This is a genomic window from Pseudomonas sp. 10-1B (assembly GCF_000935045.1).
In the GTDB taxonomy this organism is placed as follows: Bacteria; Pseudomonadota; Gammaproteobacteria; order Pseudomonadales; family Pseudomonadaceae; genus Aquipseudomonas.
Map to the genome: position 1 here is coordinate 48771 of NZ_JYKS01000008.1, position 13496 is coordinate 62266.

Annotated in this window: 20 protein-coding genes; 8 read left to right on the forward strand and 12 right to left on the reverse strand. The window is 61.6% G+C overall.

The features are described from left to right. Window positions 1–15 precede the first annotated feature (15 nt). The 12 genes from TZ03_RS06860 to TZ03_RS06915 form a co-directional block, all read right to left on the reverse strand. Window positions 16–336 (reverse strand): helix-turn-helix domain-containing protein, encoded by a 321-nt coding sequence (locus TZ03_RS06860; RefSeq protein WP_051096595.1) that lies wholly within the window; start codon window positions 334–336, stop codon window positions 16–18. Continuing rightward, window positions 329–700 (reverse strand): type II toxin-antitoxin system RelE/ParE family toxin, encoded by a 372-nt coding sequence (locus TZ03_RS06865; protein WP_051096596.1) that lies wholly within the window; start codon window positions 698–700, stop codon window positions 329–331. The genes TZ03_RS06860 and TZ03_RS06865 overlap by 8 nt, the downstream gene beginning before the upstream one ends. A gap of 86 nt (window positions 701–786) precedes the next feature. Beyond that, on the reverse strand, window positions 787–1059 hold the full coding sequence (locus TZ03_RS06870; protein ID WP_051096597.1) for an HPr family phosphocarrier protein: 273 nt from the start codon (window positions 1057–1059) through the stop codon (window positions 787–789). Between the two features lie 19 nt (window positions 1060–1078). Next, window positions 1079–1933 (reverse strand): RNase adapter RapZ, encoded by an 855-nt coding sequence (rapZ, locus tag TZ03_RS06875; RefSeq protein WP_051096598.1) that lies wholly within the window; start codon window positions 1931–1933, stop codon window positions 1079–1081. A gap of 2 nt (window positions 1934–1935) precedes the next feature. Then, window positions 1936–2400 carry a PTS IIA-like nitrogen regulatory protein PtsN gene (ptsN, locus tag TZ03_RS06880; protein WP_051096599.1) on the reverse strand — a complete coding sequence of 155 codons (465 nt, stop codon included), beginning with the start codon at window positions 2398–2400 and terminating at the stop codon, window positions 1936–1938. Between the two features lie 12 nt (window positions 2401–2412). Further along, window positions 2413–2721, reverse strand: a complete 309-nt coding sequence (hpf, locus tag TZ03_RS06885) for a ribosome hibernation-promoting factor, HPF/YfiA family (protein ID WP_003255135.1) — start codon at window positions 2719–2721, stop codon at window positions 2413–2415. Between the two features lie 79 nt (window positions 2722–2800). Continuing rightward, a complete protein-coding gene (locus tag TZ03_RS06890) occupies window positions 2801–4294 on the reverse strand; it encodes an RNA polymerase factor sigma-54 (RefSeq protein WP_051096600.1) in 1494 nt (497 codons plus the stop codon). A 176-nt stretch (window positions 4295–4470) separates the two neighbouring features. Further along, entirely contained in the window at window positions 4471–5196 is a 726-nt protein-coding gene (lptB, locus tag TZ03_RS06895) for an LPS export ABC transporter ATP-binding protein (RefSeq protein ID WP_051096601.1), read from the reverse strand. Then, window positions 5197–5721, reverse strand: coding sequence for a lipopolysaccharide transport periplasmic protein LptA (lptA, locus tag TZ03_RS06900; protein ID WP_051096602.1), 525 nt, complete (start codon window positions 5719–5721; stop codon window positions 5197–5199). Then, window positions 5708–6280 (reverse strand): LPS export ABC transporter periplasmic protein LptC, encoded by a 573-nt coding sequence (gene lptC / locus TZ03_RS06905; RefSeq protein ID WP_051096603.1) that lies wholly within the window; start codon window positions 6278–6280, stop codon window positions 5708–5710. Before lptC ends, lptA begins: the two co-directional genes overlap by 14 nt. Before the next feature lie 8 nt (window positions 6281–6288). Further along, window positions 6289–6813 (reverse strand): KdsC family phosphatase, encoded by a 525-nt coding sequence (locus tag TZ03_RS06910; RefSeq protein WP_051096604.1) that lies wholly within the window; start codon window positions 6811–6813, stop codon window positions 6289–6291. Between the two features lie 12 nt (window positions 6814–6825). Beyond that, window positions 6826–7800: a KpsF/GutQ family sugar-phosphate isomerase gene (locus tag TZ03_RS06915; protein ID WP_051096605.1), complete on the reverse strand. Its 975-nt coding sequence runs from the start codon at window positions 7798–7800 to the stop codon at window positions 6826–6828. Window positions 7801–8048: 248 nt separating this feature from the next. Here TZ03_RS06915 and TZ03_RS06920 point away from each other — a divergent pair, with 248 nt between their 5' ends. The 8 genes from TZ03_RS06920 (at window position 8049) to hisG (ending at window position 13472) form a co-directional block, all read left to right on the forward strand. Next, on the forward strand, window positions 8049–8858 hold the full coding sequence (locus tag TZ03_RS06920; protein WP_012270662.1) for an ATP-binding cassette domain-containing protein: 810 nt from the start codon (window positions 8049–8051) through the stop codon (window positions 8856–8858). Further along, the gene (gene mlaE, locus TZ03_RS06925; RefSeq protein WP_051096606.1) at window positions 8858–9655 is read left to right on the forward strand and encodes a lipid asymmetry maintenance ABC transporter permease subunit MlaE; all 798 of its coding nucleotides are present in this window, start codon (window positions 8858–8860) and stop codon (window positions 9653–9655) included. The genes TZ03_RS06920 and mlaE overlap by 1 nt, the downstream gene beginning before the upstream one ends. Then, window positions 9655–10140 (forward strand): outer membrane lipid asymmetry maintenance protein MlaD, encoded by a 486-nt coding sequence (mlaD, locus tag TZ03_RS06930; protein ID WP_010952152.1) that lies wholly within the window; start codon window positions 9655–9657, stop codon window positions 10138–10140. Before mlaE ends, mlaD begins: the two co-directional genes overlap by 1 nt. A 9-nt stretch (window positions 10141–10149) precedes the next feature. Continuing rightward, on the forward strand, window positions 10150–10797 hold the full coding sequence (locus TZ03_RS06935) for a phospholipid-binding protein MlaC (RefSeq protein ID WP_051096607.1): 648 nt from the start codon (window positions 10150–10152) through the stop codon (window positions 10795–10797). Beyond that, window positions 10794–11096 (forward strand): lipid asymmetry maintenance protein MlaB, encoded by a 303-nt coding sequence (locus TZ03_RS06940; protein ID WP_051096608.1) that lies wholly within the window; start codon window positions 10794–10796, stop codon window positions 11094–11096. The genes TZ03_RS06935 and TZ03_RS06940 overlap by 4 nt, the downstream gene beginning before the upstream one ends. Window positions 11097–11213: 117 nt before the next feature. Continuing rightward, window positions 11214–11453, forward strand: a complete 240-nt coding sequence (locus tag TZ03_RS06945) for a BolA family protein (protein ID WP_003255121.1) — start codon at window positions 11214–11216, stop codon at window positions 11451–11453. Window positions 11454–11477: 24 nt separating this feature from the next. Continuing rightward, window positions 11478–12743, forward strand: coding sequence for a UDP-N-acetylglucosamine 1-carboxyvinyltransferase (gene murA / locus TZ03_RS06950; protein WP_051096609.1), 1266 nt, complete (start codon window positions 11478–11480; stop codon window positions 12741–12743). A gap of 93 nt (window positions 12744–12836) precedes the next feature. Further along, window positions 12837–13472, forward strand: coding sequence for an ATP phosphoribosyltransferase (gene hisG / locus TZ03_RS06955; RefSeq protein WP_051096610.1), 636 nt, complete (start codon window positions 12837–12839; stop codon window positions 13470–13472). Window positions 13473–13496: the final 24 nt, after the last annotated feature.

Genomic DNA, 13496 nt, shown 5'->3' on the forward strand with positions numbered 1-13496 from the left:
TTCTTGCAGGCCCCTTCAGGCGAAGATGACTTCTACTCGCCCTTCGCGACGCGAGCGGGGGGCGGTCTTGACCACAATCTGCACATCGCGTCCGAGGCGCGCCAGGCAATCGATCATCTTGGTTTCGCTGATACCGCGAAACTTGCCTCGCATCATCTCGGATACCTTGGGTTGGGGTAACCCAAGTACTGCAGAGGCCTGCACCTGGGTGAGGTGACGAGCCTTGATGATGCTGCAGATCTTGCTGGCAAGCTGTGCTTTTACCTGCATTTCATTGGCGTCGGCACTGTTGAGGTCGGCATAGACGTTACCGCTGCCTGCTTCGATCTCAGTCATTTGTTTCTCCTCTTGAGTGAGCCTCCGCCAGCTTCAGGCGTGACTTGATCAGGGCTATGTCATGACCCGGAGTCTTGATGCCAGAGGTGGACTTCTTCTGGAAACAGTGCAGTACATAGACGGCCGAGCCAAAGCTCACGGTGTAAACCGCACGGTAGGTATTGCGGTTGTAATCCTCCACGACCTCCAGCACGCCCGCACCTGTAAAGCCTTTAAGGCTCTTGGCTTGCTGGTGCTTGCCGCCTTCCTGCGCCAGATGCAATGCAAAGCCGAAGATGTCCTGTACATCCTCTGGAAGTGCCTGGAGATCCTTCTTGCTGTTGCCTACCCAGTACAGCGCCCTGATTCGTTTGAATGCATCCATGGAATGGCCTCAATCTATACCTATATAGGTATAAATACAACCGTTCCTCATTGCATCCTGACAATTGACAGAAGATGTTGCGGTGCTTACTCGCCTTCGTCGAAGAAGTTGTTGATCAGCGCAACCAGCGCATCCATGGCGTCGTTGTCCTGCTCGCCTTCGGTATGCAGGTGCACCTGGGTGCCTTTGCCGGCCGCCAGCATCATCACCGCCATGATGCTTTTGCCATCCACCAGCTTGTCCGGTGCGCGGCCTACCCTGACCTGGCAGGGGAAGCGGCCGGCCACGCCGACGAACTTGGCTGCCGCCCGGGCATGCAGACCCAGCTTGTTGATGATGGTGATTTCGCGGGCGGGCATCGTGGGGCGGATCCTTGGGCTAGAGGTCGCGGTGGCGGACCTGGACGTTTTTCAGGGATTGCTGCAGCAACTGGCCAAGGCGTTCGGTGATGTACACCGAACGGTGGTGGCCGCCGGTGCAGCCAATGGCAATGGTGACGTAGGCACGGTTGCTGGCGGCGAAGCGCGGCAGCCACTTGAGCAGGTAGCTGGAAATGTCGTTGAACATGTCTTCGACATCCGGTTGCGCGGCCAGGTAGTCGATCACCGGTTGGTCGAGGCCGGAGTGCTCACGCAGTTCGGGCTTCCAGTAAGGGTTGGGCAGGCAGCGCACATCGAACACCAGGTCGGCATCGACCGGCATCCCGCGCTTGAAGCCAAACGACTCGACCAGGAACGCGGTGCCAGGCTCGGGTTGGTTGAGCAGGCGCAGCTTGATCGAATCACGCAGCTGGTACAGGTTGAGGTTGGTAGTGTCGATCTTCAGGTCGGCCAGGTCGGCAATCGGCCCCAGCAGGTCGCTCTCGACGCGGATCGCTTCTGCCAGCGAGCGGTCGGCATTGGTCAGCGGGTGGCGTCGACGGGTTTCCGAGAAGCGCTTGAGCAGGGTTTCTTCGTCGGCATCCAGGTACAGCACGTCGCACTGGATATGCCGGGCACGAGCTTCTTCGAGCAGTTCAGGGAAGCGCGTGAGGTGGCTGGGCAGGTTGCGCGCGTCGATCGACACGGCGACCTTGGGTTGCAGCAGTTCGGTGTTGATCAGCGCGTTTTCCGCCAGCTGCGGCAGCAGCCCGGCGGGCAGGTTGTCAATGCAGTAGTAACCGTTGTCTTCCAGGACATCGAGGGCGGTGCTCTTGCCGGAGCCGGACCGGCCGCTGACGATGATCAGGCGCATGTTCAGTGCTCGTTCTGTACGTCCAGGACAACCTGGAACAGGGCCTCACTGCTGGTGGCCGCACGCAGGCGATCACGGACCTCCTTGCGATCGAGCATGCTGGCAATCTGGCGCAGCAGTTCCAGATGCGCATCGGTGGCGGCTTCAGGCACCAGCAGGACGAACAGCAGGTCCACGGGCGCGCCATCGATGGCGTCGTAGTCGATGGGTGCTTCCAGGTGCAGCAGGGCGCTGACCGGGGAGGAACATCCTTCAAGCCGGCAGTGCGGTATGGCGATGCCATTACCGAAACCGGTCGAACCGAGTTTTTCCCGAGCGACCAGTTTTTCGAAGATGTCCTGCATCTCCAGTTCTGGCACTTGTTCGGCGATGACGTTGGCGACCTTTTCCAGGGCGCGCTTCTTACTGCCGCCCGGCACGTTCACAAGGGAACGGCCGGGGGTCAGGATGGTTTCAAGTCGGATCATGGATGAGGGGGATCAGCGGGCGGCTGCACCTTGCAGCAGGCTTTGCTGTTTTTCCTTGTGTTTTTTCAGTTGGCGGTCGAGCTTGTCGGCCAGGGCATCGATCGCTGCATACATGTCTTCGTGCTCGGCATTGGCAACCACTTCGCCGCCGGGAATCTGCAGGGTCGCCTCGACCTTCTGCTGCAGCTTCTCGACTTTCATGATGACCTGCACGTTGGTGATCTTGTCGAAGTGACTTTCCACGCGTGCGAGCTTTTCAAGCACGTAATCGCGCAGTGGTTGGGTGACTTCTACATGCTGTCCACTGATATTGACTTGCATACAGCTTCTCCTTTGTTGCCCGTGCATAAAGAGGCAGGTCTTGCACCTGCCCCACAAACGCTGTGGCACATCCTAGGGGCTACATCAGTCGCTTGCGCTCGCTCGACGGTGCGATGCCGAGGGACTCGCGGTACTTGGCGACGGTGCGACGGGCTACCTGGATGCCTTGTGCCTCCAGTAAACCAGCGATCTTGCTGTCACTCAATGGCTTTTTCTGATTTTCCGCCGCAACCAGTTTCTTGATGATCGCGCGGATCGCCGTGGACGAGCATTCTCCGCCTTCGGAGGTGCTGACGTGGCTGGAGAAAAAGTATTTCAGTTCGTAGATGCCACGCGGTGTGTGCATGTATTTCTGCGTGGTCACCCGCGAAATGGTCGACTCGTGCATGCCCACGGCCTCGGCGATGTCGTGCAGCACCAACGGCTTCATCGCTTCATCGCCATGGTCGAGGAAGCCGCGCTGATGCTCGACGATCTGCGTGGCGACCTTCATCAGGGTTTCGTTGCGGCTTTGCAGGCTCTTGATGAACCAGCGCGCTTCCTGCAACTGATTGCGCATGAAGGTGTTGTCGGCACTGGTGTCGGCGCGGCGCACGAAACCGGCGTATTGCGGGTTTACACGCAGGCGCGGGATGGCCTCCTGGTTCAGTTCCACCAGCCAGCGGTCGCTGTCTTTGCGCACGATGACGTCGGGGACCACGTACTCCGGCTCGCTGGATTCGATTTGTGAACCGGGGCGCGGGTTGAGGCTTTGTACCAGTTCGATGACCTGGCGCAGCTCGTCTTCCTTGATTTTCATGCGCCGCATCAGCTGGCTGTAGTCGCGGCTGCCGAGCAGGTCGATGAAATCGGTGACCAGGCGCTTGGCCTCGGTCATCCATGGCGTGTCGACAGGCAGTTGGCGCAATTGCAGCAGCAGGCATTCGCCCAGGTTGCGCGCGCCGACGCCGGCCGGCTCGAACTGCTGGATGCGGTGCAGCACCGCCTCGACCTCATCCAGTTCGATATCCAGCTCCGGGTCGAAACCGGCGCAGATTTCTTCGAGGGTGTCTTCCAGGTAGCCCTGGCCGTTGATGCTGTCGATCAGGGTGACGGCGATCAGGCGGTCGGTGTCGGACATCGGCGCCAGGTTCAGCTGCCACAGCAGGTGGCTTTGCAGGCTCTCGCCGGCCGATGTGCGGGTGGTGAAGTCCCACTCGTCGTCATCGTTGCTCGGCAGGCTGCTGGCGCTGGTCTGGTAGATGTCTTCCCAGGCGGTGTCCACCGGCAGCTCGTTGGGGATGCGCTCGCTCCACTCACCGTCTTCCAGGTTGTCGGCACTGGCCGTGCTTTCCTGGAAGCTGTTGTCCTGGGCTTCGGCGGCCGGCTTGTTCTCGGCGTTGTCCGCCATCGGGTCGCTGTTGTCGAAGTCGTCGCCGTCTTCCTGACGTTCGAGCATCGGGTTCGACTCCAGCGCTTCCTGGATTTCCTGTTGGAGGTCCAGGGTGGAGAGCTGGAGCAGGCGGATGGCCTGTTGCAACTGCGGTGTCATCGTCAGTTGCTGGCCCATTTTTAGGACGAGCGATGGTTTCATGGCTGGGGCTTGGTACCTTGTTCGCCGGCGCGCATGCGCCATCCACTACACGAGGGCGCCGAAGCGCCAGATCAAGCAAGTTTTATGCCTTAAATTGTAGCGTTTGCCTAGAGCGCTGTAACAACTTTAACCCCAGTTTCAGGGCAATTTGCCAGTGCTCCAGGCACGTGCCGGGGTCAGAGCCGGAACTCGTGGCCTAGGTAAACCTCTTTGACCAGGTCATTGGCCAGGATGGTCTCGGCGTCGCCTTCGGCGATCAGTTGGCCATCATTGACGATATAGGCGGTTTCGCAGATATCCAGGGTCTCGCGCACGTTGTGGTCGGTGATCAGTACGCCGATGCCTTTGGCTTTGAGGTGATGGATGATCTGCTTGATGTCACCGACCGAGATCGGGTCGACACCGGCGAACGGTTCATCCAGCAGGATGAACTTGGGCGCGGTCGCCAGCGCGCGGGCAATCTCGACGCGGCGGCGTTCGCCACCGGACAGGCTCATGCCAAGGTTGTCGCGAATGTGGCTGATGTGGAACTCCTGCAGCAGGCTTTCCAGTTCTTTGCGCCGGCCGTCGCGGTCGAGGTCCTTGCGGGTCTCGAGGATGGCCATGATGTTGTCAGCCACCGACAGTTTGCGAAAGATCGAGGCTTCTTGCGGCAGGTAGCCGATACCGGCGCGGGCGCGGCCGTGCATGGGCTGGTGGCTGACATCGAGGCTGTCGATCAGTACGCGCCCCTGTTCGGCCTGGACCAGGCCGACGATCATGTAGAAGCAAGTGGTCTTGCCGGCGCCGTTGGGGCCGAGCAGGCCGACGATCTGGCCGCTGTCGATCGACAGGCTGACGTCACGTACGACTTGCCGCCCCTTGTAGCTCTTGGCCAGGTGCTGGGCTTTGAGGGTTGCCATTTACTCGGCCTTCTTCTTGGGCTGGATCACCATGTCGATGCGCTGACGTGGTTGGGTCACGTTGCCGCCACGGCCGGCGGTCGCCACCTGGGTCTTGGTGTTGTAGACGATTTTCTCGCCTTCGGTAGTATTGCCCTCGTTCTCGACCTTGGCGCGGTCGGTGAGGATCACGGTGTCTTTCTGCGCCTGGTACTGAATGGTCACTGCCCAACCTTTCATCTTGTCGGGCTTGGCGGTGCTCTGCTGTTGCTCGAAGTAGGCCAGGTTGCCAACCGAGGTGACCACGTCGATGTCGCCATTGGCGGCGCGGGTCATGGTCACGGTATTGCCTTTGATCATCATCGAACCTTGGGTGATGATCACGTCACCGGTATAGGTCGCGACACCCTGCTTGTCGTCCAGATGCGCGTTGTCGGCCTGGATGCGGATGGGCTGATCACGGTCATTCGGCAGGGCGAAGGCGCTCGCGCTTCCCAGTGCTGCGCTCAGGCTGAGCAAAAGGGGGAGGGTTTTAACGAGCCTCATACTGTCCTCTTACGTTAGAGAGCAAGTCCATCTTGCCTTCTTTCAAATACGCTTTCATGCCCTTGCCCGTGGTTGTGCCACCGGCGCCGTCGATTTTAACGGCTTGCTCGGTCTGCGCATATTGCTTCTGCGGGAATACGGTCATGCGTGAGCTGGTGATGATGGTGTCGCGCTGCTTTTCGTCGGTGCGGGCGACACGTACCTGGTTGATCAGTTCGACCTCGCTGCCGTCCGGGTTTACCTCGGCGCGCTCGCTCTGGACGTGCCAGGGGTATTCGGTGCCGCGGTACATGTGCAGGTTCGGCGTGGTCACCAGGGTAACTTCAGAGGCCTTCAGGTGCTCGACCTTGTCTGCGGTCATTTCGTACTGCAACTTGCCGTCCGGCAAGAACTGCACGCTATGGGCGTTGATCGCATAGTAGTCGATGGCGCTTTCATCGACCTGCGCCACGGGCTGGTCGAGGAAGCTCTCCGGGCTGACATTCCAGTAGCCGATGGCTGCGAGCACGGCGGCGATCGCCGCCAGCAGCGCAATATTGCGGACTTTTTTGCTGAACATGGGCAGCCTTACAGGTAGTTGGCGTTGGCAGTGTCCAGGGTGCCCTGGGCCTGCATGATCAGTTCGCAGAATTCACGGGCCGCACCCTCACCGCCGCGTGCCTGGGTCACGCCATGGGCGTGCTGGCGGACGAATGGTGCGGCGTTGGCCACTGCCATGCCCAAGGCTACCCTGCGAATCACCGGCAGGTCGGGCAGGTCGTCGCCCAAGTAGGCTACTTGATCATAGCTTAGGCCCAGCTCGGCGAGCAGGCCGTCGAGCACGACCAATTTGTCCTCGCGGCCCTGGTACAGGTGCGGGATGCCGAGGTTCTTCGCCCGGCGTTCGACCACCGGGGTCTTGCGCCCGCTGATGATCGCGGTGGTCACGCCCGAGGCCATGAGCATCTTGATGCCTTGGCCGTCGAGGGTGTTGAAGGTCTTGAATTCGCTGCCGTCCTCGAGGAAGTACAAGCGCCCGTCGGTGAGCACGCCATCCACGTCGAACACTGCCAGCTTGATGCCTTTGCCGCGTTGCATGAGGTCCTGGTTCATTCCATCGCTCCTTTACATTACGCCGGCGCGCAGCAGGTCATGCATGTTCAGGGCACCGGTCGGGCGGTCATCGCGGTCCACCACCACCAGGGCACCGATCTTGTGGTCTTCCATGATCTTCAAGGCCTCGGCGGCGAGCATTTCGGCGCGGGCCGTCTTGCCGTGCACGGTCATTACCTGGTCGATCAGGGTGGTGTGCACGTCGATATTGCGGTCCAGGCTGCGGCGCAGGTCGCCGTCGGTGAAGACCCCGGCCAGCCTGCCGTCGGCTTCGACGATCACGGTCATGCCCAAACCTTTGCGAGACATTTCAAGGAGTGCGTCCTTGAGCAGGGTGCCGCGCGGTACCTGGGGCAGGGCGTCGCCGGCGTGCATCACGTTCTCGACCTTGAGCAGCAGGCGGCGGCCCAGCGCACCACCTGGGTGCGAGAAGGCAAAGTCCTCGGCGGTGAAGCCGCGGGCCTCGAGCAGGGCGATGGCCAGCGCGTCGCCCAGCACCAGCGATGCCGTGGTGGAGGAGGTGGGCGCCAGGTTCAGCGGGCAGGCCTCTTGCTCGACGCGGGCATCGAGATTGACCTCGGCGGCCTGGGCCAGCGGCGAATCCGGGTTGCCGGTCAGGCTGATCAGCTTGATGCCCAGGCGTTTGATCAGAGGCAGAAGGGTGATGATTTCGGCGGTGCTGCCGGAATTCGACAGGGCAAGGATGACATCATCGCGGGTGATCATGCCCATGTCGCCATGGCTGGCCTCGGCCGGGTGCACGAAAAACGCCGGTGTGCCGGTGCTGGCCAGGGTGGCGGCGATCTTGTTGCCGATGTGCCCGGACTTGCCCATGCCGACCACGACGACCCGGCCCTTGCTGGCCAGGATCAGTTCGCAGGCCTTGACGAAATTGTCGTCGATGCGCGCCAGCAGGGCCTCTACGGCCTCGAGTTCCAGGCGCAGGGTGCGTTGGGCGGATTGGATCAGCTCGCTGGATTGGCTCATGTCGAAAAAGCAATGCCTGATGAAAAGGCGGCGATTATAGCCGCAATGAAAGAAACCCTCACGCTTTCGATTGCCGTGGCGAAGGCCTCGCCAGCCTGTCGCGGGGCTGAACGACTCGCTTCCCGGCCTTGGGGCGGCGCTGCCAGCGGTGCTATAGTTCGCCGCTATTCGGCCTGCCAGGGGCGCGTGTGCCTTCCAGATGAAGGCCAGCGTCCACTAGGACGAGGCTGCACTAGCAAGGAGTCTAGATGAGTGTGGATAGCGCCTACGCGGTCGAGTTGAAGGGGGTTACCTTCAAACGCGGTTCGCGCAGCATTTTCAGCAACGTCGACATTCGCATCCCGCGCGGCAAGGTCACCGGCATCATGGGGCCATCGGGTTGCGGCAAGACCACGTTGCTTCGCCTGATGGGCGCGCAGTTGCGCCCCTCCAGTGGCGAGGTATGGGTTGCCGGGCAGAACCTGCCGACGCTGTCGCGCAGCGACCTGTTCGACGCCCGCAAGCAGATGGGTGTGCTGTTTCAGAGCGGTGCGCTGTTCACCGACCTCGATGTGTTCGAGAACGTCGCTTTTCCGCTACGTGTGCACACCCAGCTGTCGGATGAAATGATCCGCGACATCGTGTTGATGAAGTTGCAGGCCGTGGGCCTACGCGGTGCCATCGACCTGATGCCCGACGAGCTGTCCGGTGGCATGAAGCGCCGCGTGGCACTGGCCCGGGCGATCGCCCTGGACCCGCAGATCCTCATGTACGACGAACCGTTCGTCGGCCAGGACCCGATTGCCATGGGCGTGTTGGTGCGGCTGATCCGTCTGCTGAACGATGCCTTGGGCATCACCAGCATCGTCGTCTCCCATGACCTGGCAGAAACCGCCAGCATCGCCGACTACATCTACGTGGTGGGTGACGGCCAGGTGCTGGGCCAGGGCACTCCTGACGAGCTGATGGGCTCGGACAACCCACGGATTCGCCAATTCATGAAGGGCGACCCGGACGGCCCGGTACCCTTCCACTTTCCTGCGCCTGACTACCGCGCCGACCTGTTGGGGGCGCGTTGATGCGCAGAAAATCCTTACTCGAACGTGTCCGCCTGCTGGGTCGCTCGGCGATCGACGTGCTGGCGGTACTGGGGCGTTCCTGCCTGTTCCTGTTCCATGCGCTGGTCGGGCGCGGCGGCATCGGCGGCGGCTTCCAGCTGCTGACCAAGCAGCTGTACTCGGTGGGCGTGCTGTCGCTGGCGATCGTCGTCGTGTCCGGGGTGTTCATCGGCATGGTGCTGGCACTGCAGGGCTACAGCATCCTGACCAAGTACGGCTCGGAGCAGGCGGTGGGGCAGATGGTCGCCCTGACCCTGCTGCGTGAGCTCGGCCCGGTGGTGACTGCGTTGCTGTTCGCTGGCCGCGCGGGCTCGGCACTGACCGCCGAAATCGGCAACATGAAGTCCACCGAGCAGTTGTCGAGCCTGGAGATGATCGGCGTCGACCCGCTCAAGTACATCGTCGCGCCACGCTTGTGGGCCGGTTTCATCTCGTTGCCGCTGCTGGCGCTGATCTTCAGCGTGGTCGGCATCTGGGGTGGCTCGTGGGTGGCGGTGGACTGGCTGGGCGTCTACGAGGGCTCGTTCTGGGCCAACATGCAGAACAGTGTTTCTTTCACCGACGACGTGCTCAACGGGCTGATCAAGAGCCTGGTATTCGCCTTCGTCACGACCTGGATCGCCGTATTCCAGGGGTACGACTGTGAGCCCACATCAGAAGGGATCAGCCGTGCCACCACCAAGACCGTGGTCTATGCCTCGTTGGCAGTGCTGGGTCTGGACTTTATTCTGACCGCCTTGATGTTTGGAGATTTCTGATGCAAAACCGCACCCTGGAAATCGGTGTCGGCCTGTTCCTCCTGGCCGGGATCCTGGCGCTGCTGCTGCTGGCCCTGCGTGTCAGCGGGCTGTCGGCCAGCCCGAGCAGCGATACCTATAAAGTTTATGCCTACTTCGACAATATCGCCGGTTTGACGGTCAGAGCTAAAGTGACCATGGCCGGGGTGACCATCGGCAAGGTCACCGCCATCGATCTGGACCGTGACTCCTATACGGGTCGGGTGACGCTGCAACTGGACAAGTCGGTGGACAACCTGCCGACCGACTCCACTGCCTCGATCCTCACCGCCGGGTTGCTTGGCGAGAAGTACATCGGCATCAGCGTGGGCGGTGAAGACGAAGTGCTCAAGGATGGCGCGACCATCCATGACACTCAGTCGGCCCTGGTGCTGGAAGATCTGATTGGCAAGTTCCTGCTCAACTCCGTTGGCAAGGAACCGAAAGAAGCGCAACCGGCTAATTAAGGAGTATCCATGATTTCCATCCTGCGACGCGGCCTGCTGGTCCTGCTGGCGGCCTTCCCCCTGCTGACCGTGGCTGCGCAGACGCCCCACGACGTGGTGCAGAGCACCACCACCGAGCTGCTGGGTGAGCTCAAGGCCAACAAGGAGCAGTACAAGTCCAACCCACAAGCTTTCTACGACACCCTTGACCGGATCCTCGCGCCGGTGGTCGATGCGGACGGTATTTCCAGGAGCATCATGACCGTCAAGTACTCGCGCAAGGCCACGCCCGAGCAGATGCAGCGCTTCCAGGAAAACTTCAAGCGCAGTCTGTTCCAGTTCTACGGTAACGCGCTGCTGGAGTACAACAACCAGGGTATCGTCGTGGATCCGGCCAAGGCCGATGACGGCAAGCGTGCCTCTGTAGGCATGAAGGTCACCGGCAACAATGGCGCCGTGTACCCGGTGCAGTACACCCTGGAAAACCTGGGTGGCGAGTGGAAGGTGCGTAACGTCATCGTCAACGGCATCAATATCGGCAAGCTGTTCCGCGACCAGTTCGCCGACGCCATGCAACGCAACGGCAACAACCTGGACAAGACCATCGACGGCTGGGCCGGCGAAGTGGCCAAGGCCAAGGAAGCTGCCGACAACTCGCCAGAGAAGACCGTCAAATGAGTGAGGCCGCTGTAAGCATGGCCGAGCCGGGTGTGTTGCGCCTGGCCGGTGTGCTGGACTATCGCAGCGGCCCGGCCTTGCGCAAGCAGGGCAAGGCGCTGATCGACGCCTCGCGTGAGCCGCAGATGGTGCTGGATTGCTCGGCTGTCGCGAAATCGTCCAGCGTCGGCCTGTCGCTGCTGCTGGCGTTCATCCGTGACGCCCAGGCGGCCGGCAAGGCCTGTGAGGTGCGCGGCATGCCCGACGACATGCGGGAAATTGCCGAGGTCTATGACCTCGACGAAGTGCTGGCGAGCTGATGGCCCGGCACGGATGATGGCCCCTCGGTTAGCGAAGCCCTCGTTGGGCTTCGCAGGCGAGGGGCTTTTTTGTATGATGGCCGACCCGTGCGCATCGGGCGCCGATTGAGGTTGAGCATGCAGGCCGTAGAAGTTAAAAGCTTCCTTGAAGAGAAATTGCCGGGTTCCCGGGTCGAAGTTGAAGGCGAAGGCTGCAACTTCCAGTTGAACGTGATCAGCGACGAGTTGGCTGGCCTGAGCCCGGTCAAACGCCAGCAGGCGATCTATGCTCACCTGAATCCGTGGATCGCCAATGGCAGCATCCATGCGGTAACCATGAAATTTTTCAGCAGCGCAGCCTGGGCTGAGCGCACCTGAGCCAACTTGGCGGCGAGATTCCAAATGGACAAACTGATTATTACTGGCGGCGCTCGCCTTGATGGCGAGATCCGCATTTCCGGCGCGAAGAACGCAGCCTTGCCGATCCTGGCGGCGACCCTGCTGGCCGATGGCCCGGTCACCGTGGGCAACCTGCCGCACCTGCACGACATCACCACCATGATCGAGCTGTTCGGCCGCATGGGCATCGAACCTGTGATCGACGAAAAGCTGGCGGTGGAGATCGACCCACGCACCATCAAGACCCTGGTCGCGCCCTACGAGCTGGTCAAGACCATGCGCGCCTCGATCCTGGTACTGGGCCCGATGGTCGCCCGTTTCGGCGAGGCCGAAGTGGCCCTGCCGGGCGGTTGCGCCATCGGTTCGCGGCCGGTCGACCTGCACATCCGTGGCCTCGAGGCCATGGGCGCGAAGATCGAAGTCGAAGGTGGCTACATCAAGGCCAAGGCGCCTGAAGGTGGCCTGCGCGGTGCGCACTTCTTCTTCGACACCGTCAGCGTGACCGGTACCGAGAACATCATGATGGCCGCGGCCCTGGCCAAAGGCCGCAGCGTGCTGCAGAACGCCGCGCGTGAGCCTGAAGTGGTCGACCTGGCCAACTTCATCAACGCCATGGGCGGCAACATCCAAGGCGCCGGCACCGACACCATCACCATCGATGGCGTCGAACGCCTGGGTTCGGCCAACTACCGGGTGATGCCGGACCGTATCGAGACCGGTACCTATCTGGTCGCCGCTGCCGTGACTGGTGGCCGCGTCAAGGTCAAGGACACCGACCCGACCATCCTCGAAGCGGTACTGGAAAAGCTCAAGGAAGCCGGTGCCGACATCAACACCGGCGAAGACTGGATCGAGCTGGACATGCACGGCAAGCGGCCGAAAGCCGTCAACCTGCGTACCGCTCCGTACCCGGCGTTCCCGACCGACATGCAGGCGCAGTTCATCTCGCTCAACGCCATTGCCGAAGGCACTGGCGCGGTGATCGAGACGATCTTCGAGAACCGCTTCATGCACGTCTACGAAATGCACCGCATGGGCGCGCATATCCAGGTCGAAGGCAATACCGCCATCGTCACTGGAGTAAAGGCGCTCAAGGGCGCCCCGGTAATGGCCACCGACCTGCGTGCTTCCGCCAGCCTGGTGCTGTCGGCGCTGGTTGCCGAAGGCGATACCCTGATCGATCGCATCTACCACATCGACCGTGGTTACGAGTGCATCGAAGAGAAACTGCAGATGCTTGGCGCGAAAATCCGCCGCGTACCGGGCTAGTAGCCCACTGGCACAAGGATGTGCCATTCGAATTGAATGCGGTCGGGCTATAGCAGCCCGGCCGGCAGTAGCCGCTTAAGGACCGACGTTCCAATGTTGACCATCGCGCTTTCCAAAGGCCGTATTCTCGACGATACCCTGCCGTTGCTGGCCGAGGCCGGTATCGTGCCGACCGAGAACCCGGACAAGAGCCGCAAACTGATCATCCCTACCACGCAGGATGATGTGCGCCTGCTGATCGTGCGTGCCACCGACGTGCCGACCTATGTCGAGCATGGTGCCGCCGACCTGGGTGTGGCCGGCAAGGACGTGCTGATGGAGTACGGCGGCCAGGGCCTGTACGAGCCCCTGGACCTGCAGATTGCCCGTTGCAAGCTGATGACCGCTGGCGTGGTCGGCGCAGCCGAGCCCAAGGGCCGTCTGCGTGTGGCCACCAAGTTCGTCAACGTGGCCAAGCGCTACTATGCCGAACAAGGCCGCCAGGTCGACATCATCAAGCTGTACGGTTCGATGGAGCTGGCACCGCTGATCAACCTTGCCGACAAGATCATCGACGTGGTCGACACCGGCAACACCCTGCGTGCCAACGGCCTGGAGCCCCAGGAACTGATCGCCACGATCAGCTCGCGCCTGGTGGTCAACAAGGCCTCCATGAAAATGCAGCACGCCCGTATCCAGAGCCTTATCGACACGCTGCGCCAAGCCGTCGAATCGCGACACCGCGGTTGAGTCCTGCGCGCGACCTTCGCTGTC

Excerpts from the sequence above, each read along its gene's own strand:
- TZ03_RS06915 (WP_051096605.1), bottom strand. The coding sequence starts at position 7,800 with ATGAGCCAATCCAGCGAGCTGATCCAATCCGCCCAACGCACCCTGCGC.
- hisG (WP_051096610.1), top strand. The coding sequence starts at position 12,837 with ATGTTGACCATCGCGCTTTCCAAAGGCCGTATTCTCGACGATACCCTG.
- TZ03_RS06860 (WP_051096595.1), bottom strand. The coding sequence starts at position 336 with ATGACTGAGATCGAAGCAGGCAGCGGTAACGTCTATGCCGACCTCAAC.
- ptsN (WP_051096599.1), bottom strand. The coding sequence starts at position 2,400 with ATGATCCGACTTGAAACCATCCTGACCCCCGGCCGTTCCCTTGTGAAC.
- lptB (WP_051096601.1), bottom strand. The coding sequence starts at position 5,196 with ATGGCAACCCTCAAAGCCCAGCACCTGGCCAAGAGCTACAAGGGGCGG.
- TZ03_RS06945 (WP_003255121.1), top strand. The coding sequence starts at position 11,214 with ATGCAGGCCGTAGAAGTTAAAAGCTTCCTTGAAGAGAAATTGCCGGGT.
- TZ03_RS06920 (WP_012270662.1), top strand. The coding sequence starts at position 8,049 with ATGAGTGTGGATAGCGCCTACGCGGTCGAGTTGAAGGGGGTTACCTTC.
- lptA (WP_051096602.1), bottom strand. The coding sequence starts at position 5,721 with ATGAGGCTCGTTAAAACCCTCCCCCTTTTGCTCAGCCTGAGCGCAGCA.
- lptC (WP_051096603.1), bottom strand. The coding sequence starts at position 6,280 with ATGTTCAGCAAAAAAGTCCGCAATATTGCGCTGCTGGCGGCGATCGCC.
- mlaE (WP_051096606.1), top strand. The coding sequence starts at position 8,858 with ATGCGCAGAAAATCCTTACTCGAACGTGTCCGCCTGCTGGGTCGCTCG.
- TZ03_RS06870 (WP_051096597.1), bottom strand. The coding sequence starts at position 1,059 with ATGCCCGCCCGCGAAATCACCATCATCAACAAGCTGGGTCTGCATGCC.
- hpf (WP_003255135.1), bottom strand. The coding sequence starts at position 2,721 with ATGCAAGTCAATATCAGTGGACAGCATGTAGAAGTCACCCAACCACTG.
- murA (WP_051096609.1), top strand. The coding sequence starts at position 11,478 with ATGGACAAACTGATTATTACTGGCGGCGCTCGCCTTGATGGCGAGATC.
- TZ03_RS06940 (WP_051096608.1), top strand. The coding sequence starts at position 10,794 with ATGAGTGAGGCCGCTGTAAGCATGGCCGAGCCGGGTGTGTTGCGCCTG.
- rapZ (WP_051096598.1), bottom strand. The coding sequence starts at position 1,933 with ATGCGCCTGATCATCGTCAGCGGCCGGTCCGGCTCCGGCAAGAGCACC.
- TZ03_RS06910 (WP_051096604.1), bottom strand. The coding sequence starts at position 6,813 with ATGAACCAGGACCTCATGCAACGCGGCAAAGGCATCAAGCTGGCAGTG.
- TZ03_RS06865 (WP_051096596.1), bottom strand. The coding sequence starts at position 700 with ATGGATGCATTCAAACGAATCAGGGCGCTGTACTGGGTAGGCAACAGC.
- TZ03_RS06935 (WP_051096607.1), top strand. The coding sequence starts at position 10,150 with ATGATTTCCATCCTGCGACGCGGCCTGCTGGTCCTGCTGGCGGCCTTC.
- TZ03_RS06890 (WP_051096600.1), bottom strand. The coding sequence starts at position 4,294 with ATGAAACCATCGCTCGTCCTAAAAATGGGCCAGCAACTGACGATGACA.
- mlaD (WP_010952152.1), top strand. The coding sequence starts at position 9,655 with ATGCAAAACCGCACCCTGGAAATCGGTGTCGGCCTGTTCCTCCTGGCC.